The 18,004-nt window shown below is 41.8% G+C and carries 18 protein-coding genes; 2 read left to right on the forward strand and 16 right to left on the reverse strand.

Features of this window, described 5'->3' with window-relative positions:
• Positions 1-46 precede the first annotated feature (46 nt).
• From ACTWPX_RS04945 to ACTWPX_RS04955, 3 genes are all read right to left on the reverse strand, one after another.
• The gene (locus tag ACTWPX_RS04945; RefSeq protein ID WP_443118742.1) at positions 47-181 is read right to left on the reverse strand and encodes a hypothetical protein; all 135 of its coding nucleotides are present in this window, start codon (positions 179-181) and stop codon (positions 47-49) included.
• A 239-nt stretch (positions 182-420) separates the two neighbouring features.
• Positions 421-777 (reverse strand): YppE family protein, encoded by a 357-nt coding sequence (locus tag ACTWPX_RS04950; protein WP_443118743.1) that lies wholly within the window; start codon positions 775-777, stop codon positions 421-423.
• Positions 778-833: 56 nt separating this feature from the next.
• Positions 834-1,100: a hypothetical protein gene (locus ACTWPX_RS04955; RefSeq protein WP_128522578.1), complete on the reverse strand. Its 267-nt coding sequence runs from the start codon at positions 1,098-1,100 to the stop codon at positions 834-836.
• A gap of 598 nt (positions 1,101-1,698) precedes the next feature.
• Between ACTWPX_RS04955 and recU the strand changes: the two genes are divergently transcribed.
• Positions 1,699-2,289 (forward strand): Holliday junction resolvase RecU, encoded by a 591-nt coding sequence (recU, locus tag ACTWPX_RS04960; protein ID WP_443118744.1) that lies wholly within the window; start codon positions 1,699-1,701, stop codon positions 2,287-2,289.
• 16 nt (positions 2,290-2,305) lie between these two features.
• The gene (locus ACTWPX_RS04965; RefSeq protein ID WP_443118745.1) at positions 2,306-4,954 is read left to right on the forward strand and encodes a PBP1A family penicillin-binding protein; all 2,649 of its coding nucleotides are present in this window, start codon (positions 2,306-2,308) and stop codon (positions 4,952-4,954) included.
• A 39-nt stretch (positions 4,955-4,993) separates the two neighbouring features.
• Here the strand turns inward: ACTWPX_RS04965 and nth are convergent, their stop codons facing one another.
• The 13 genes from nth to bshA all read right to left on the reverse strand — a co-directional run bounded on the left by nth (position 4,994) and on the right by bshA (position 17,998).
• Positions 4,994-5,650, reverse strand: coding sequence for an endonuclease III (gene nth / locus ACTWPX_RS04970; RefSeq protein ID WP_443118746.1), 657 nt, complete (start codon positions 5,648-5,650; stop codon positions 4,994-4,996).
• 9 nt (positions 5,651-5,659) lie between these two features.
• On the reverse strand, positions 5,660-6,352 hold the full coding sequence (locus ACTWPX_RS04975) for a DnaD domain-containing protein (protein WP_128522574.1): 693 nt from the start codon (positions 6,350-6,352) through the stop codon (positions 5,660-5,662).
• 98 nt (positions 6,353-6,450) lie between these two features.
• Positions 6,451-7,743, reverse strand: a complete 1,293-nt coding sequence (gene asnS / locus ACTWPX_RS04980) for an asparagine--tRNA ligase (protein ID WP_443118747.1) — start codon at positions 7,741-7,743, stop codon at positions 6,451-6,453.
• 21 nt (positions 7,744-7,764) lie between these two features.
• Positions 7,765-8,949, reverse strand: a complete 1,185-nt coding sequence (locus ACTWPX_RS04985; protein ID WP_443118748.1) for a pyridoxal phosphate-dependent aminotransferase — start codon at positions 8,947-8,949, stop codon at positions 7,765-7,767.
• 14 nt (positions 8,950-8,963) lie between these two features.
• Positions 8,964-9,491 carry a cell wall elongation regulator TseB-like domain-containing protein gene (locus tag ACTWPX_RS04990; RefSeq protein ID WP_443118749.1) on the reverse strand — a complete coding sequence of 176 codons (528 nt, stop codon included), beginning with the start codon at positions 9,489-9,491 and terminating at the stop codon, positions 8,964-8,966.
• Positions 9,454-9,624, reverse strand: coding sequence for a YpmA family protein (locus tag ACTWPX_RS04995; protein ID WP_128522571.1), 171 nt, complete (start codon positions 9,622-9,624; stop codon positions 9,454-9,456). The genes ACTWPX_RS04990 and ACTWPX_RS04995 overlap by 38 nt, the downstream gene beginning before the upstream one ends.
• 96 nt (positions 9,625-9,720) lie before the next feature.
• On the reverse strand, positions 9,721-12,519 hold the full coding sequence (gene dinG / locus ACTWPX_RS05000; RefSeq protein ID WP_443118750.1) for an ATP-dependent DNA helicase DinG: 2,799 nt from the start codon (positions 12,517-12,519) through the stop codon (positions 9,721-9,723).
• A gap of 88 nt (positions 12,520-12,607) precedes the next feature.
• A complete protein-coding gene (gene panD / locus ACTWPX_RS05005) occupies positions 12,608-12,997 on the reverse strand; it encodes an aspartate 1-decarboxylase (protein ID WP_443118751.1) in 390 nt (129 codons plus the stop codon).
• An 18-nt stretch (positions 12,998-13,015) separates the two neighbouring features.
• A complete protein-coding gene (gene panC, locus ACTWPX_RS05010; RefSeq protein ID WP_443118752.1) occupies positions 13,016-13,882 on the reverse strand; it encodes a pantoate--beta-alanine ligase in 867 nt (288 codons plus the stop codon).
• Positions 13,883-13,893: 11 nt separating this feature from the next.
• Positions 13,894-14,715 carry a 3-methyl-2-oxobutanoate hydroxymethyltransferase gene (panB, locus tag ACTWPX_RS05015; protein ID WP_443118753.1) on the reverse strand — a complete coding sequence of 274 codons (822 nt, stop codon included), beginning with the start codon at positions 14,713-14,715 and terminating at the stop codon, positions 13,894-13,896.
• On the reverse strand, positions 14,708-15,700 hold the full coding sequence (locus tag ACTWPX_RS05020) for a biotin--[acetyl-CoA-carboxylase] ligase (RefSeq protein WP_443118754.1): 993 nt from the start codon (positions 15,698-15,700) through the stop codon (positions 14,708-14,710). Before ACTWPX_RS05020 ends, panB begins: the two co-directional genes overlap by 8 nt.
• Entirely contained in the window at positions 15,676-16,878 is a 1,203-nt protein-coding gene (locus tag ACTWPX_RS05025) for a CCA tRNA nucleotidyltransferase (RefSeq protein WP_443118755.1), read from the reverse strand. Before ACTWPX_RS05025 ends, ACTWPX_RS05020 begins: the two co-directional genes overlap by 25 nt.
• Positions 16,868-17,998, reverse strand: a complete 1,131-nt coding sequence (gene bshA / locus ACTWPX_RS05030; RefSeq protein ID WP_443118756.1) for an N-acetyl-alpha-D-glucosaminyl L-malate synthase BshA — start codon at positions 17,996-17,998, stop codon at positions 16,868-16,870. Before bshA ends, ACTWPX_RS05025 begins: the two co-directional genes overlap by 11 nt.
• Between the last annotated feature and the right edge of the window lie 6 nt (positions 17,999-18,004).

Genomic DNA, 18,004 nt, shown 5'->3' on the forward strand with positions numbered 1-18,004 from the left:
ATCTATAGAAGCCAACTGAAAAAATCTTTTCGGTCTAGAGGAGCTGTTAAAGTTTATAGTTTCTTCGCACGAATTGCTTGCCGGTGGATACTTGCGCGGGCACGGCCTCAGCTAACTTGGTCAAGAAGATCTTTTGACCAAGTGGATCTTCGGCTCGCGCTGTTCCCGCAGGCGTCACCACTGAACGCTCCGCGTGGAATCAACGAGGCCCATCTGAAAAGAGTTTCATCAAAATTATAAAAGAAGCCGAGTTGAACGATAAAATCGTCAAACTCGGCTTCTTTATTTGATGCATAATCCAAAAAGTTGCAATGGACTCCAACTATAAGGAGTTTGTTCGTCTGGGTTTTATAAAATATCAGTAAGGGGATATTTTGTGCTGTCTACACCCTTCCTCTTATTCGGTAAACAGGTGTTTATTCATGCGTTCTTCAAATCGTCTAAAATCATATCCAGGACATAATGAGAGGATTGGTATAATTCTTTGTACCTTTTCATGGGAATGTCCAGATAATAACTATGAAGGATAATCATTTCAAGATTTTCATGTGTCGATTTCACTTGATTGGGATGGACATTCGCTTTCCTGCTTTTGACGAATTCCTCTGCTTCCTCCATCCAAGTCTGTGTCAATTCGAACATAGGAGCTGTATCTTCTTTTACTTTATTGAAAAATTCATGACTTTTTTTGTCCACTGGACCTTCTGTATTGAGAAATCGTTCATGGAGTCGGTCAATGAGTTGTTTGATTTTTTCTGTATTTGTTTTAAGAGACATGTTTCCCTCACCTTTTTTCTTCACTGTATCATGAGGGTGAGACAGTCAGCAATATTTTAACCTACAGATCTACGTTTAGCTTGTTGCGCAACCTTTCCTAAATAGGCATGTTGCCGTTCTTTTTTCATTTTCTTCAATTCATCCCTCAGAGAAAACACTTCATCTTTCAAATCGTCCACTTCTTTCCGGTGGGATACCGTCATCGTGAATACAATTTCATCTGCTTTTAAGGATAAACGTCGTTCAAGCAAGGAGAATTTTTCGCGCAGTTGAGACAATTGTTCTTCAAATTCTTCCGGTGTGACAACCCTGCTTTTCATCATCCATATCTCCTCCTCTATTATGGTCTTTAATAAATTCTCTAAAGGGTGCATAACTCCTTTGTGAATGACAAGACTAGAACTAAAGCAACAAAACAAGTCAAATATGACCTGACCCTTCGACAGAAAAGGAGGATTTCATATGGCTAAAAAGCCAGAAAAGAAAAAGAAAAAACCCACACCAGCAAAGACAGATAACCCGAAATTAGCTGGTGAAAACCGTCCTTCCACTTAAGTATCATTCCAGCTGTTGCTAACGTTTTAGCAACAGCTTTTTTCATCTTATATTATTTAAATATCTCATGAGGCAAAAATCGCCACTTCAAAGGTTTGCTTATGCTTGGCGGGGGTGAACAAGGCGCTTGCACTTTAGTTCGTAATCTCCCCCTTAAAATGTATTGGGTATTCGAATGAATTAATTGGGGTTTAACGACGAACCAATCAGGGAACTATTCACGCGTACTATTTATTTTTTGTCGAATTTATAGAAATATGAAACCTTTTACTTGTACAGACGTCTAAAGTAATTGAACCTTTTGTATATATCCTTGGACATGAATTTTTGATATGATACTCTCATGGCTATAGGGAGGGATGAAGTTTGAATTATCCCAATGGGAAGCGGAGTACTAAACAAAGTCACGCCCCAAAAGGAAAGATAAAACCTGATTTTAGTAATCGTGGGATGTCATTAGAAGAGGATATCAATGTAACCAATCAATATTATTTGGAAGCAGGAATTGCTGTCGTTCATAAAAAACCGACGCCTGTACAAATTGTGAATGTCGATTACCCTAAACGGAGTGCTGCCGTCATTAAAGAAGCTTATTTCAAACAAGCATCTACGACTGACTTCAATGGAGTTTATCGCGGTAAGTACATTGATTTCGAGGCGAAAGAAACAAAAAATAAAACTTCTTTTCCCCTCAGTAATGTGCACCAACACCAGATTGATCATATGAAGGCGATTGAAAAGCATGGAGGCATCAGCTTCCTGATTCTCTGCTTCTCTCCGCTTGATGAGGTTTACCTGCTCCCTTCCTCAGGACTTTTCCTGTATTGGGATGATCAATGGAATGGTGGCAGAAAATCGATTCCATATGCTTTTGTCGAAAAGGAAGGAATTCAAATACCATTCCATTTCCAAGCAAGGGTGGATTATGCTGCTGCTCTCGATAAGCTTTATTTCTGAAATGGAGGAAAGATAAATGGCAAACGATAGCCAGTCTCGAACAGCAAGAAGAAAACAAATGAAAACATCTAAAAAAAGTAAAAAGTCTCCTAAGTTCAAAAAAATCTTTATGACAATTCTTACTATAGGAATTGTTTTAATGCTCGGTGTCGGTGGATTATTCGCATATTATGTAGCAGCTGCACCAGAGTTAGACGAATCGAAATTATCTGTTCCTTTCTCATCTAAAGTCTATGACGAAAATGGAGAACTCGTGGCTGACCTGGCTGGTGATGAACGGAGAACAAAAGTAACCTATGATGAGATTCCGACTGTCCTGAAGGATGCTGTCATCGCTACCGAGGATGCTCGGTTTTATAGCCACTTCGGTATAGACTTCCGCCGGATTGGCGGTGCCGTGCTGGCAAACATCACTGAAGGTTTCGGGGCTGAGGGTGCAAGTACAATCACCCAACAAGTTGTTAAACAATCTTTTTTGACCTCGGACAAAACGTTGAAACGAAAAGTTCAAGAACAGTACTTAGCCATAAAATTAGATCAGGATTATTCCAAAGAAAAAATCTTAGAGATGTACTTGAATAAGAACTATTACGGTGCTGGTGCCTATGGCGTAGCAGAAGCCGCTGAAACGTACTTCGGAAAAAATGACATCAGTAAGTTGACGTTGCCAGAAGCAGCTTTATTAGCAGGCCTGCCTCAACGTCCAAGTGGTTATATGCCTTTTGATAACCCGGATTTAGCTAAAGACCGCATGAGTACCGTTTTAAGTTTGATGGTACAACACGGTAAGATCACAGAAGCTGAAGCTGAAGAAGCTCGTCAAGTCAATCTGAAGGATATACTCGTAGAAGAACAACAACAGAAAACGAATCCTTACCAAGCCTTCATCGATAGAGTAGCAAAAGAAGTAGAGAAAAAGATGGATGGTGCAGATATCTATAAGGATGGCTTGAAAATTCACACTACTCTAGATCCGAAAGCACAAGATCAGGTCGAACAACTGTTGAGCAGTGACGGCCCTATTTCTTGGCCGGATGAAGAATTGCGTACAGGTGTTGCTGTAACAAATACGAAGACAGGTGCTATCAAAGCAATCGGTGGCGGCCGTGACTATGAAAAGGGTAATCTCAACTTTGCTACTGACATCAAACGGCAGCCAGGCTCCACTTTCAAACCGATAACGGCTTATGGACCTGCTATTCAGTACGACAAAATATCTACTTATCACCAAATCAAAGATGAACCATTAGAAGTGAATGGAAAAGAAGTAAATAATTTTGATAATCAATTCCGCGGATGGGTTTCCGCTAGATATGCTCTAAGTCGATCTTTGAATATACCGGCATTGAAGACCATCGAAGAAGTGGGGCTTGATCGTGCGAAAGAGTTTGCTGAAGGTTTAGGCATTAAATTCAATGACGATAAAATTCATCAAATGGACGCCATCGGTGGTGGCACAGGTGTCAATCCCGTCCAACTGGCGGCTTCTTATGCCGCATTTGGTAATGAAGGTGTCTATACAGAACCTTACACTGTCACAAAGGTCGAAGTACCCGGAGAAGGTACAGTTGATCTTACTCCTGAATCTTCTTCCGCTATGAACAGCTATACAGCTTTCATGATTTCCGATATGCTTCAAACGACGATGAGTGAAGGAACAGGAACAGCTGCCAATGTGCCTAGTGTCCCGGATGCAGGAAAAACCGGGACAACTAACCGAGGAGACTTTGCCCCGGATTCATGGTTCAATGGATACACAACGGACTACTCTATCTCGATCTGGACTGGATATGATGAAGAAAAGGCCTTATCTCAAGCAGCTAAAGATATTCCAAAACAAATTTACAGACCTTTAATGGCAAGCTTATCAGAAGGTAAAGATACCGCAGACTTCAAAAAACCTGACTCTGTAGCATGGGTGGATGTCGAAGAAGGTTCACGTCCTGCGAGACTTCCGAGTGACTACACACCGGATAGTCGAATAGTGACTGAACTTTTCCATGTCGATAACCAGCCATCAAAAGTATCTGAAGTCTTTCAGAAACTGGACCCCGTCCAATCCCTTTCCGGAGCGTTCAATGAGGAAAGCGGCAGTATTGACTTAAGTTGGAATTATGAAGAAAAAGATGGTGTCACATTCCGTGTCGCGGCCTCTATTGATGGAGGTGAAAGCAGGGAGTTGACTACCACAAAAGAAACTAAGTTAGAGATCACCAGCATCGACCCTGGAGCTACTTATGAATTTTCTGTAGTGGCTGTCAGTGATAATGAAGACGCTGAAAATAGTGATCCTGCCACAGTACAAGTTCAAACGCCTGGTTCATTACAAGAAGAACCAACTGAAGAAAATAAAGATGAAAACCAGAATGAAGATGAAGGAAATGCTGATCAGGAAAATGAGCAGGAAAACCAAGATGAAGGTAACAATGAAAATGGCAGCGGTAACGAAGACAATAATGACAATAACAATGGCAATGGAAACGGAAACGGCAACGGTAACGGCAATGACAATGGCGATGAGAGTGACAACAACCAAGACGGAAACGGAGATGATAATAGCGGCGGGAACAATGATGGCAACGGTGATTCTGGTCAGGATTCAGGATCAGATGAAGGAAATCCATCAGAAGATGGTTCCAATACTCAACAAGATGATGCAGCATAGCATCAAAAAAGCACTCCCGAAAAATCGGGAGTGCTTTTTCTATTGCTTTTCTTTTTTTCGGATTCGTTTCTGCCCTTCCCTGCATAAGAATAAAAGTGGACATTCTTCACAGTTGGGCCGCTGAGCCTTGCAATGATATCTACCGAAGAAAATCATCCGGTGATGTGTCGCACTCCACTCTTCGATGGGAATTTTTCTCATTAACGTTTTTTCAACTTCTAAAACAGAGTCTTTCCACCGGCAGATGCCCAATCTTTTCGAAACACGCTCTACGTGAGTATCTACCGCAATCGCCGGTTCATCGAAGGCAACTGATGCCACGACATTTGCGGTCTTCCTTCCTACCCCAGCCAAGTTTTCGAGTTGTTTTTTGGTAGAAGGAACTTCCCCTCCATGCTCTTCTACAAGCGTTTGGGAAAGCTTCTTAATATTTTTTGCCTTGTTTCGATACAGCCCGATTCTTCTAATATCATCTTGCAGTTCTTCAAGCGGGACAGCCATGAAATCTTCAGGTGTTTTATATTTTTCAAATAGACCGGGAGTTACCTTGTTTACAAGCGCATCCGTAGCTTGGGCAGATAATACGACTGCCACTAAGAGTTCAAATGGGTTGCTGTGTGTCAATTCACATTCTGCCTCTGGAAACATTTCTTCAAAGGCATCTAAACAATGACGGATTTGTTTTTTATTCAGCATAATTCTTGTTTAAGAATCCTCCTCCAACCAGTTATAGTACAACGAGATATCCCGCTTCTTACTTTCCAGCTGCTGTTGTGCTTTAGCTGGTTGCTGAGCCTGTCTGAATTGTTTTCCCTGCTCGCGGGCTTGTTCTACGGTCCGTACTCCTTTTCTTTTCCATTCCCTCAAAATACGGTCGATGTACTTGAAGTTGAGTTTACTCATCAAAACTGCTTCTCGCAATGCTGCTTTGATTAATGCTGGAGCCTGCTCTTCTTCGTCTAACCATATATTGATCGTTTCAATTTCAAATGGGGACAGTGGTCTTCCGAATTCCTGCTCAAATAAGGGAAAAATATTTTCATCATAAGATGGCTCTTTCCGTGCAGGTGTAGCCGCGAAGAGTTTTTCCCATAATGGTTCCAATGAATAACACTCATTTAACACCTTGTCTTCATTATGGTTTTGCTCAATAGTCATAATTCGCTTTTGAATGAGACTTCTCAGCACTTGAGAGCATTCTTGGGAAGATATAGACAGATGATCTGCCAATTCCTCTGGAGTGGGAAAATTATTTCCGTCCGACCGAAATCGATGAATTTGTAAAATAACCACCAAATCCGTTTCATTGATGTTCAGTTTTTGATAATTCATCAACAATTGTTTGGGAACGACCATTTGGTTATCCAGGATGTCTTGGAAACTTTGATATTTAGCCAAATTAATCCCTCCTCTTTCATTAGATTCCTTTCGAATGAAAAACACCGATACGCCATAGGGCGAGTTATCGGTGTTTGATCATCCGCCTGAGGATTGAATCAAGGGTAAAGACGGTTCAATAGGCGCGGGAATGGGATTGTTTCACGTACATGTTCAACCCCGGCGATCCATGCTACTGTCCGTTCTAAACCTAGTCCGAACCCAGAGTGTGGAACGCTTCCGTACTCTCTCAACTGAAGATACCATTTATAAGCATCCCCCGATAAGTCATGCTCTTCATATCGCTGCTTCATTAATTCCAAGTCATCGATTCGCTGCGAACCTCCGATAATCTCACCATATCCTTCAGGAGCGATCAAGTCAGCACATAAGACGACTTCCGAACGCTTTGGATCTGGTTTCATATAGAAAGCTTTGATTTCAGCTGGATAATTCGTTATGAATACCGGTTTATCATAGCTTTCTGCAATGGCAGTTTCATGAGGTGCACCGAAGTCATCCCCCCATTCAATGTCGTCAAAGCCTTTTTCTTTCACCATTTGAATAGCATCATCGTAACTGATACGAGGGAATGGGGCTTTTACTTTTTCTAGTTTTTCTGTGTCGCGTCCTAATGCCTCTAGTTCAATCTTACAATTATTCAAAACAGACTGGACGACATGGGAAACATATTGTTCCTGGACTTCAAGGCTGTCTTCATGATCCATGAATGCCATTTCCGGTTCGATCATCCAGAATTCAATCAAGTGACGGCGCGTTTTGGATTTTTCAGCACGGAAGGTCGGACCGAAACTGAATACTCGACCAAATGCCATAGCGGCTGCTTCCATATAAAGCTGTCCACTTTGAGATAAATAAGCATCTTCTTCGAAATATTTCGTATGGAAGAGCTCAGTCGTTCCTTCTGCAGAAGACCCGGTTAAAATTGGCGGATCGATCTTAACATAACCGTTTTCATTGAAGAATTCATACGTAGCGCGAATGATTTCGTTACGCACTTTCATCACAGCGTGCTGACGCTTAGAGCGCAACCATAAGTGCCGATGGTCCATCAAAAATTCTGTACCATGCTCTTTAGGGGTGATTGGATAATCCACTGCTTCGTGGATAATTTCAAAATCATTGACTTGCATCTCAAAACCTAATGGTGAGCGGGTATCTTCTACAATCACTCCGGTGACATAAAGAGAAGATTCTTGGGTAAGTGCTTTGGCTTCTTGAAACTTTTCTTCACCAATATCTGCTTTGACAACTATCCCTTGCATAAATCCTGTTCCATCACGGAGTTGAAGAAATGCAATTTTCCCGCTTGAACGTTTGTTACTGAGCCATGCTCCAATCGTAACTTCTTCCCCGACATGCTTTGCTACTTCTGTAATCGTCGTTTTCACTATAATACCTCCAACATTGCATTATGATTGATGATTGTTTACAAAACGTTTGATTCTTTCGGCTGCTTTTTCGAGTTGATCCAATGAGGTTGCATAAGATAACCGGACATTTTCTGGACTTCCAAAGCCTGAACCGGGAACGAGAGCTACTTTTTCTTCATCCAGCAGAGCTTTCACCCAACTGTCGACATCTTCGAACCCACCTTCTTCTGCTGCTTTTTTGACATTTGGAAATAAATAAAATGCCCCAGATGGTTTGACACATTCTACTCCTGGGATTTCGATGAGCCATTGATAGAGTGCTTCCAGACGATCTTTGAAAGCATCTCTCATCTCAATCACCTTTTCTTCTGAACCCATATAGGCAGCTAAAGCGGCATATTGGGCGATAGAAGTGGGATTGGATGTAGAATGAGAAGCCATATTCGACATCGCTTTGATAATCTGTTTATTACCTGCAGCGAAGCCGATCCTCCATCCAGTCATGGAATGGGATTTCGAAACTCCATTGATAATGACCGTTTGGTTATAAAGATCCTCGGACAACTGAGCGATTGATACATGGCTTTCTTCTGTGTAAATAAGTTTTTCATAAATTTCATCTGATACGACTAATATGTCATTTTCTAGGCAAACTTGCCCAAGTGCTCTCAATTCATCATCTGAATACATCATCCCTGTCGGATTACTCGGTGAATTGATGATGACCGCTTTCGTTTTAGGTGTAATGACTTCTTTCAATTGCCCTGGAGTAATTTTGAAATCGTTCGATTCTTGAGCCGGAAGAATGACGGGCTTTCCACCTGCTAATTTGATTTGCTCTGGGTAACTGACCCAATACGGTGCTGGTACGATAACTTCGTCCCCTTCATTCAACAGCACTTGAAAGAGTGTGAATAATGCATGTTTGGCACCAGTTGTCACGATGATCTGTTCATTTGTGTACGTTAAGCTTTGATCACGTTTCAACTTGGTGGTAATACTGTTTTTCAGCTCAGGTATGCCACCTGCTGGTGTATATTTCGTCAGCCCTTCATCCATTGCTCTTTTGGCTGCTTCGATAATATAAGATGGTGTATTAAAATCTGGTTCCCCAGCTCCTAATCCGATTACATCATGGCCTTCTGCTTTCAATGCTTTCGCTTTAGCTGTAATGGCTAATGTACTTGATGGTGTCAAAGATTGCACGCGGTCTGCTAATTGCATCAAACTCACTCCTTCTATTCTTTTTTTCTAAAGGCGAAACGCTGGTCGAATGAATCACCTGTCAATGTGAAATAATCGAGCACATACCGATTTTGACCATCAGTATAGGTCAGTTGATAGACTGGCTCGTTTTCTTCATAACCATATTGCACATCTTTGAAAGTGCATGCTGAACAACTGTCCGCCCATTGTCCTTTCATTTCTTCTATTGAAAGGGTTTCTTTATCAGAGACAGTATCGAGGATTTTCTCATCTTTCAAGTCCATAAAAACGATCAAACTATCCTCATTTTCTTTCAGGCCTTGAACGACATGGATCTCCCTTTCGCCGTGGTATGTAGAAACTTTCTCTATTTGTGATATTTCAGTTTCACTTTTTGCAAATGACGCCGCTTGCTCATGTCCTTTTTTTCGATCACCATTGATATCTATATACATCCACACGGCTAATGAAAGGCCTAAGATCAAAAGTATTCCTGTGATGAGCAAAGCCCATTTCAGCCATCTAGGTGCGGTATATGGTGAAGACTGCGGTTTCAGCATCGTCATCATCCAAAGACAATCCAAACATTAGATTATTTTCTTTCAGTGTACGATTCAATGTATCGACAACCTTATATAAATCGTCGGATTTTTGAATTCTTACGGTCGAAAGTGTTTCAATTTTATTCTCCATCGATTAACCCTCCAACGTACTTCGTTAAGAATACGCAAATTCTTTTGTTTCCCGCTTAATATTATAACAGGTTCACACCTATACTTCTTTCCTTTATTACAACCAATCTTCTATTTGATTAATCAATTGTCTTGTCGACTTATAAGAAACTGGTACATCAGGAAGTGAAGATAAGAAATACTTGCCGTAACGAGCTTCCATCAACCTTGTATCACAAATGAATACGATACCTCTATCCTTGTTGCTTCTAATCAACCTGCCAAAACCTTGTTTAAAACGGATGATTGCATGAGGGAGGGATTTTTCCATAAAGGAATTTTTCCCTTCTTTTTTCATACGTTCGTCCCTGATGGATTGGACAGGCTGGTCTGGGGGTTGAAAAGGCAAGCGTACCATCATAAGACAGGATAAATCATCTCCTGGAATATCGACACCTTCCCAAAACGAACTTGTCCCTAATAAAATCGCCTGATCGAAAGCCTGGAAATTCTTTTTCAGACGGTCTCTGCTTCCGCTGGAAATCCCTTGAGCGAAAATCATGAACTCTTCGGGATCGATGAAATCCCTCAACAAATGATAGGTTTTTCTCAGCATGTCATATGAGGTGAATAGGACGAGCATCCTTCCTCTAGTCACTTCAGCCACAGAATATATCGCTTCACTGATTGCTTCTATGAAAGCATCAGGATCTTCCTTCACATTCGGAAAGTCATTGGGGACCATCAATTGTACCTGGTTTTTATAATTGTAGGGTGAAGGTATGTTGACTTCTAAAGTGCGTTCATCTTCAATTAACCCCAAAGTGTCGCGGATATATGTGAACGATTGATCGGTAGCAAGAGTGGCACTTGTCAAAATGACACTCTTCTTCACCTGAAACAGGCGTTGGTTAAGCAACCGTGCGATGTCAAAGGGTTCACTGAACAAATAGATGGAATTGGCTGCCCCTTCTCCTTCAATCTCTACCCATTTCACTTCTCCCTCTCTTACGAAGTCAAAATAATGGATCAGTTGGGAGCGGATTGTCTGACAAAGTTCTCTATGTGTATGCAGACGGGTCAATAAAATGGGAACACCTTCGTCTTCTTTAAGGGATAATAGCCCTCTCAATTGCTCTTCAATTTTACTCATTTCATGGCTGAGCTTTTGTAAAGAGGCTAAGAAGCGGTAGGACATTTCTTTAGCTGTAGTCATGAAAGAAGGCATTTCCTCTGGTTTAAGCACCAGTTGGATTCTCCCCACATCACTTTTCCCTTTGAGATTTTTTTGTTTTTTTACATTTTGGTAAATGAAACGGGAAAGATGACTCAACTCTTCTTTTGCTTCATCAATGGCATACTGTCCTCTTTCAAGGTATTGATGAAATTCTCGTTGTAACGGCCATTGCCTGTACACACTCTTGTGAAAGATTTCTCCAAATTGAGTTAAGTGCCTTTGTATCTCTTTATAATTCATTCTTACACCGAAATAACGGCTAGAAACAGATTCCAACTGATGAGCTTCATCGATGACGACACTGTCATATTCCGGTAAAATCGATTCCTCTTTCATAATATCCATACAAAACAGTGCATGGTTGGTAATGACCAAATCTGCGTGTAATGCTTTTTGTTGAGCCCATTGATAAAATGAATCATCCACGTACCCTAACTGCACGGATTTACTTGACTGCTCCGCCGAAACTTTATGCCAGAACTGCCGGCCATTGGAGGGCAATTGGATTTCATCGACATCACCAGTCCTAGTAGTCGTTAACCATACAAGAATCATGGCTTTAGTAAGAGCTACATCATAATTGTCCTGATAAGAATTCTCGAGTTCATAATGAAAATGTACCAGACTGATATAGTGACTTTTCCCTTTATATAAAACTGCTTTGATCGGGCGTGGGAACATTCTTTCGACTTTAGGGATCTCATCTTCTAACAATTGTTTCTGAAGACTGGTTGTATGTGTGGTAATAACAACTCTTGAATCATGCTGTAATGCATGATAAGAAGCAGTCAACAAATAAGCGACAGATTTCCCCGTCCCAGCCCCGGCTTCAATCACTGCATGTTTGTCTTGTTCAAAAGCCTCGTGGACATTTGTAGTCATTTCTTGCTGACCTTGTCTATTTTCAAAGTTATCAAGCAGACTTTTCAGACCATTTTCACCTTCATAAACGTCTTTTTTCCAACTTTCAAAAGAAGGAAGATTTACAGGGGCAGTGGTACGTAAGTTCGTTTGTTTTCTCACGGAAATTCCATGACGGATGTCGATGTCTGGATCTGTTATTTGGCCATAACGTTTCTGGTCTATATTCAATTGAATGAAAGGGCGAAGATCACTTTTCAGTTTAGATTCCACCTTTAAAAGGTGAACCAAAGTCCGCTCAGGGAGACTTTTCAATTCTTTCAAAAGATATGCTAATAGATCCGCTGTCACTTGAGCATCAGAAAGAGCCCGATGCGGTCGATCGTGTCCCATATTCAAGTGGTCAGCCAATTGGCCCAGCTTATAAGTCGGGGATGTCGGGAGCATGATCCTGGAAAATTCTACTGTATCAATGATGGGATTATGTAATGGCTGGTAACCGCAGCGTGCTAACTCATCATTCAAAAAGCTGAGGTCGAACTCTATATTATGTGCAACGATATAGCCATTTTGAAAAAGAGGATAAATGTCCTCTGCTATTTCCGAGAATAATGGTGCTTCCAATACATCTTCATCCTCTATCCCTGTTAAGGAAGTGATGAACGGAGGAATCTCTCTTTCAGGGTAAACCAAAGAAGAGAATTCCTCTACTACGGATCCCTCTTCATTCATCACAACGATACCGATCTCAATGATCCGATCTCCTTTAGAAGCTGCATTTCCTGTTGTTTCTAAGTCTACAATTGCAAATGTAGTCATGCGATCCCCCTACTTTCATCCACAAAAAGGAAGGATCCTGCCGATCGATGATGGCAAAATCCCTTTAATACTCGCTTGTTCCTGCTCATCAAAAAGGTAAAGCCGTTAATGGTGGTTCCTCTTCTATGATTTCTTCCACTTGATTACCTTCGCCCATCAAGGCAATTTTCGGTTTGAAATCTGCTAATTCTTCTTCACTAAGTAAGGCATAAGAGACGATTATGACGACATCATCCGGTTGGACAAGCCTTGCTGCAGCTCCGTTCAAGCATATAACACCACTTCCACGCTCTCCTGAAATCACATAAGTCTCTAAACGGGAACCATTATTATTATTGACGATTTGAACCTTTTCATGAGGAAGAATCCCTACTTGGTCCATCAAATTCTGGTCAATTGTAATACTCCCCACATAATTCAAGTTCGCTTCCGTTACCCGGGCGCGATGGATTTTGGCTTTCATCATGGTGCGAAACATCATGTTCCTCCTTACCGCTCATCCTGCTGTCACTTCTCCTTTTTCATTAAAAACCACATTATCTATCAGCCTCGCCTTTTCATAAAAGACCGCAGTGGCCAGTATGACAGGTCGTTCGATGGTTTTTACGGATTCTAACTCAGGATAGGATAATAATTCAATATAATCTATTTTACCATGAGTTTGGCTTTCAAGAAACTTCCGGGTAAACCGCACAACTTCTTCTGGTCTTGTTTCTCCATTACACACAAGTTCCCTGCCATTTTGTAATGCCTTCTGAATGGCGGGAGCTTCCTCTCTTTCCTTATCAGAAAGGTGGACATTGCGGCTGCTTTTCGCAAGACCATCCGCTTCTCTAACCGTGGGAACAGGAACGAGTTCAATCGGGAAGTTATAATCCTTGATAAGCGCATCCACGACAGCTACCTGCTGTGCATCTTTCATCCCGAAATACGTCCGTGTCGGGCGGGTGATGTGAAACAGTTTCGTCAGTACCGTGACCACCCCTTCAAAATGACCGGGACGGCTTCTTCCACACAAGGCATCCGTACGTCCTTCAACTGACATATGGATGGAAAGTGGGTTTGGATACATCGAATCTGTCGAAGGTAAGAAAATCAGATCTACACCGTTTTCTTCAGCCACCTTCTTATCGTGTCGTTCATCCCGAGGGTAAGTTTCTAAATCCTCACCTTCACCGAACTGCAAGGGATTTATGAAAATACTAAGAATTACAAAATCATTTTCTTCTCGTGCTTCTTTGATCAAACGGACATGTCCTTCATGGAGATATCCCATAGTTGGAACAAAACCGATTGATTTTCCTTCTTTAATAAGCTCTGTTACTTTGTTCTGTACTTTTTCCACTTCTTTCATAACTTCCATGTCGGCTCCCCTTATTCTTCTGGCAGTACTGAAACATCCATGGTGAATGTATGTTGTTCTTCTGGAAAAGCTTTGGATTTAACTTCGTTCACATAGGTTTGAACAGCTTCTCCTAATAAATGATTACTATCGACATAGGGTTTCACAAATTTAGGCAGACGTTCAACCCCGTATCTTAATATGTCGTGATAGACAAGGACCTGGCCATCGCATGCTGCACCGGCTCCTATTCCGATCGTAGGGATGGATATTCGTTTGGTAATGACCTCTGCCAACTGGTGTGGAATACATTCTAATACGATGGCCATAGCTCCGGCCGCTTCGATTTCAAGCGCCTCATCCAACAGACGCTGGGCGGCTTCGCGATCTTTCCCTTGAACTTTATAACCTCCCAATACGTTGACTGATTGAGGTGTCAAACCGATATGTCCGACCACTGGAATCCCCGCGTGGACAAGCTTAGACATGATTTCCGCAACTTCTCCGCTTCCCTCAAGTTTTAAAGCTTGCGCACCTGTTTCTTGATATAGTCTTCTCCCGTTTTTCAATGCTTCTTCTATAGAAATATGGTAAGACATAAACGGCATATCAATCACTTTGAACGTATCACCTGCTCCACGCGCTACAGCTTTCCCATGATGGATCATGTCCTCGATGGTAACTGGGATGGTTGAATCGTAGCCAAGCACAGTCATCCCTAAACTGTCTCCTACGAGAATCATATCTGCCTTTGCCTCTTCTGCCATTTTGGCTGATGGAAAATCGTAACCGGTGATCATAGCGATTTTTTCCTGGTCGTGCTTCATACGTATAAATTGGTTTTTGTTACGCATGATATCCTCCCTCTCCCCAATGAATTTCTGCTGAATACAGCTTTTCATGGTTCCCATCACGATCTCTCACACAAAGTGCCCCGTCTGGTTCTATTCCTACTAAAGTAGCCTTCCACGTTCGTTTCATAGTTGAAATCGTTACCTCTTCACCAATCCGATAGCCATGTTTTTCCCAGTTTGCCTTTATCGCCTCAAAACCATCGGCTTCGTATTGATCATATGTACGTTCGAACAAACGCAAAATGTGCTGAACCGTTTTTTGAATGTTCCACTCTCCACCTGCTTCATTTTTAAGAGAAGATGCTTTGTGGCGGATATCCTCAGGAATCTCTTCTCCATCCTGGTTAACGTTCATCCCTATTCCCACTACAATGTACTGGATTGCATCCTGCTCTGCCTGCATCTCTGTCAGAATACCAGACACTTTTTTATGATGGATGAGCAAATCATTCGGCCACTTGATTTGTGGCACAAGTGCAGACCTTTCCGAAATCATTTCAGCCAGCACAGTGGCTGCAAGCAAGGTCAGCTGCGGCGCTTTGAATGGTGGTAAATTCGGTCTTAACAAAATACTCATCCAAATGCCTTTTCCTTTGGGTGAGTCCCAGTTCCTTGCCATACGACCTTTTCCTTTAACCTGCTCATCAGCGATAACAACGGTTCCGTGCGGCTTTCCCTGCTTAGCCATTTGGTGCACGATCTCCTGTGTCGACTCCACCTGGTCGTAATGGAAAAGCTGATGGCCGATCCATTCTGTGTCCAATCCCCACTGTAAAGTATTTTCACTCATTTTATCAGGGGAAGACAATATTTTATAGCCTTTTCTTTGAACAGCTTCAATGTCATAGCCGTCCTTTTTCAACTCATTCATATGTTTCCAAATGGCTGTTCTTGAGATGTTTAATTGATTGGAAAGTTCCTGTCCGGAAATATGCCCATCTTTTTTATTCAATATTTCAATTAATTGTTTACGGGTGGATTCCACGCTAAGACCCACTCCTTTATCTTTTCATAGTCATTTTCGATATTTTCTTTTATGATTTCGCATTCTATCTGTTCCATGGCTTTAGAAATCCACGGTCCTTTACGGATATCTGGATACAATGCAATAAGATCTTCCGCTTGAAAGGTGATTTCCTTCATGCATTGCACAGGCAGTTGCTTCCTTTTCTGTTCAATAATGCTTTTGAGATCCTCCTCTATTTGACCAAGAGCCTGTAGCAAGCGGGCAAATGAATCAAATAACTCCTCAGGAAGACGATATACAAGCCATGCTGTCACATCTCGATGCTCTTCATACACTTCTACTGCCTTTAATAAGGAGCCCGCTTGTCGTTTTGTTGAATTGGACAATTTCCATCTCTTCACAAAATGATCCAGACTTAACTTCTCATCCAACTTTATAAAGTAAGCTAATAACTCATGCCAATGTTGTAAAGGTACGCCTGGTGCCAGCTCACTCAAGTCAAATTGATTAATAATCGGCAGTTGATGGTGAAGCCGGGTCTCCTTGAGTAGTTCCAATCCATTTCTAAAACCTTTTCCAGCGTACATTTTTTGAACCTCTACTGCAATTCTTTCAATTGATATATAAGCAAGTAAAGCTGACTCTGCATCTAAAGCTTCTTTAGTAGAAGCGTCTAAAGTAAATGAAAGCTGACTGGAAAAGCGAATCGCACGCATCATTCTAAGAGGGTCTTCACGGAATCTGTGAAATGGATCGCCCACCGCTTCAATCGTCTTATTCTGAATCGCTATCCGCCCTTCATAAGGATCTATGAAATTCCCGCAGCGGTCCATAGCTATCGCATTCATTGTAAAGTCTCTTCGGGCTAAATCAATAGCAATATCACGAACGAATGTCACTTCATCAGGGTGCCGGTAGTCTTCATAACCTTCTTCAGTGCGGTAAGTGGTTACTTCGTAAGACACTGATTGATGACGAACGATGACGGTACCATGTTCAATTCCTACCGGGATCACTTTATCAAAAATCTCTTGAATCCGTTGAGGAGGTTCTGATGTGGCAATATCAATATCTCCGATTGGTCGGCCACTTATAAAATCACGCACAGAACCACCAACCACAAAAGCTTCTCCTCCTGCCTGCTCAATTCTTTCAATCACTTCGAATGCCGGGTGGAAAACAGGATCAATTTTCATCATATAACACCTGATCATAAAGTTTCTCGTATTCACTAAGGATTGTTTCCGTAGCGAATTTATCATTGACGATGCGTTTGGCCTGGTCAGCCATGGACTTGTGCAGCTCCTTATCTTGGAGGATTTTTTTAGCGAAATACGCTGTTTGTTCTATATTCCCAAGCTCGGCAATATAACCGGTTTCGCCATGGTCAATGACCTCCGGGATCCCCCCTACATTCGTACCGATACAAGGGACACCACACGCCATCGCTTCAAGTAAAACAAGTCCAAAACTTTCCTTTTCAGATAACAATAACTTCAAATCAGAGATAGAGAGCAGCTCGCTTACATTTTCCTGTTTTCCCAGGAATAGCACTTGATCTTCCAGCCCCAGGTCATGAACAAGTTGATGACATTCCGAGTATTCAGGACCATCTCCGACCAGTAAAAGCTTAGCTGGAAGTTCTTGTGCAACATCCGCGAATGTCCGAATTACATCCGGAACCCTCTTAACACGTCTGAAATTCGAGATATGAATAAGAACCGCATCTTCTTCTTTAATACCATAATGTGACTTCAAATCCAGGTCTGGCTTACGATGATATTCTCTTTCATCTACAAAATTGTAAATCACATCGATAGAACGCTCCGTTTGCAGCCGGTCCTTCGTCTGTTCAACAAGACTATGTGATACAGCTGTAACCCTATCCGATTGCTCAATACCAAACTTGATCATTTGTTTCAAACTCGAATCAATTCCTAAAACTGTAATATCCGTTCCGTGCAGTGTCGTAATGATTTTAACGTCACGTTCACACATTTGTTTGGCTAAAATAGCACAAACCGCGTGCGGCATTGCATAATGGACATGAAGAATGTCCAACTCTTCCCTGTTTATAACCTCTGCCATTTTAGCTGCGAGTGCTAAATCATAGGGAGGATGCTGGAAAACTGGATAGTTGCTTACCTCCACCTCGTGGTAATAAATGTTTGGGTAGACCCGATTCAACCGGAAAGGTACTTGAGATGCTACAAAATGAATCTCATGGCCTTGCTCAGCTAACAGTTTTCCCAATTCAGTTGCAATAACACCTGACCCCCCTACGGTGGGGTAACACGTGATTCCTATTTTCGCCATACATAT

The organism is Halobacillus sp. H74, from assembly GCF_052246715.1.
Taxonomy (GTDB): domain Bacteria; phylum Bacillota; class Bacilli; order Bacillales; family Halobacillaceae; genus Halobacillus; species Halobacillus litoralis_A.

What these genes read in the sequence shown, in the direction of transcription:
- ACTWPX_RS04950 (WP_443118743.1), bottom strand. Translation starts at nt 777, where the DNA reads ATGTCTCTTAAAACAAATACAGAAAAAATCAAACAACTCATTGACCGA.
- ACTWPX_RS04955 (WP_128522578.1), bottom strand. Translation starts at nt 1,100, where the DNA reads ATGATGAAAAGCAGGGTTGTCACACCGGAAGAATTTGAAGAACAATTG.
- ACTWPX_RS04965 (WP_443118745.1), top strand. Translation starts at nt 2,306, where the DNA reads ATGGCAAACGATAGCCAGTCTCGAACAGCAAGAAGAAAACAAATGAAA.
- nth (WP_443118746.1), bottom strand. Translation starts at nt 5,650, where the DNA reads ATGCTGAATAAAAAACAAATCCGTCATTGTTTAGATGCCTTTGAAGAA.
- ACTWPX_RS04985 (WP_443118748.1), bottom strand. Translation starts at nt 8,949, where the DNA reads ATGCAATTAGCAGACCGCGTGCAATCTTTGACACCATCAAGTACATTA.
- ACTWPX_RS04990 (WP_443118749.1), bottom strand. Translation starts at nt 9,491, where the DNA reads ATGCTGAAACCGCAGTCTTCACCATATACCGCACCTAGATGGCTGAAA.
- ACTWPX_RS04995 (WP_128522571.1), bottom strand. Translation starts at nt 9,624, where the DNA reads ATGGAGAATAAAATTGAAACACTTTCGACCGTAAGAATTCAAAAATCC.
- dinG (WP_443118750.1), bottom strand. Translation starts at nt 12,519, where the DNA reads ATGACTACATTTGCAATTGTAGACTTAGAAACAACAGGAAATGCAGCT.
- panD (WP_443118751.1), bottom strand. Translation starts at nt 12,997, where the DNA reads ATGTTTCGCACCATGATGAAAGCCAAAATCCATCGCGCCCGGGTAACG.
- panC (WP_443118752.1), bottom strand. Translation starts at nt 13,882, where the DNA reads ATGGAAGTTATGAAAGAAGTGGAAAAAGTACAGAACAAAGTAACAGAG.
- panB (WP_443118753.1), bottom strand. Translation starts at nt 14,715, where the DNA reads ATGCGTAACAAAAACCAATTTATACGTATGAAGCACGACCAGGAAAAA.
- ACTWPX_RS05025 (WP_443118755.1), bottom strand. Translation starts at nt 16,878, where the DNA reads ATGAAAATTGATCCTGTTTTCCACCCGGCATTCGAAGTGATTGAAAGA.
- bshA (WP_443118756.1), bottom strand. Translation starts at nt 17,998, where the DNA reads ATGGCGAAAATAGGAATCACGTGTTACCCCACCGTAGGGGGGTCAGGT.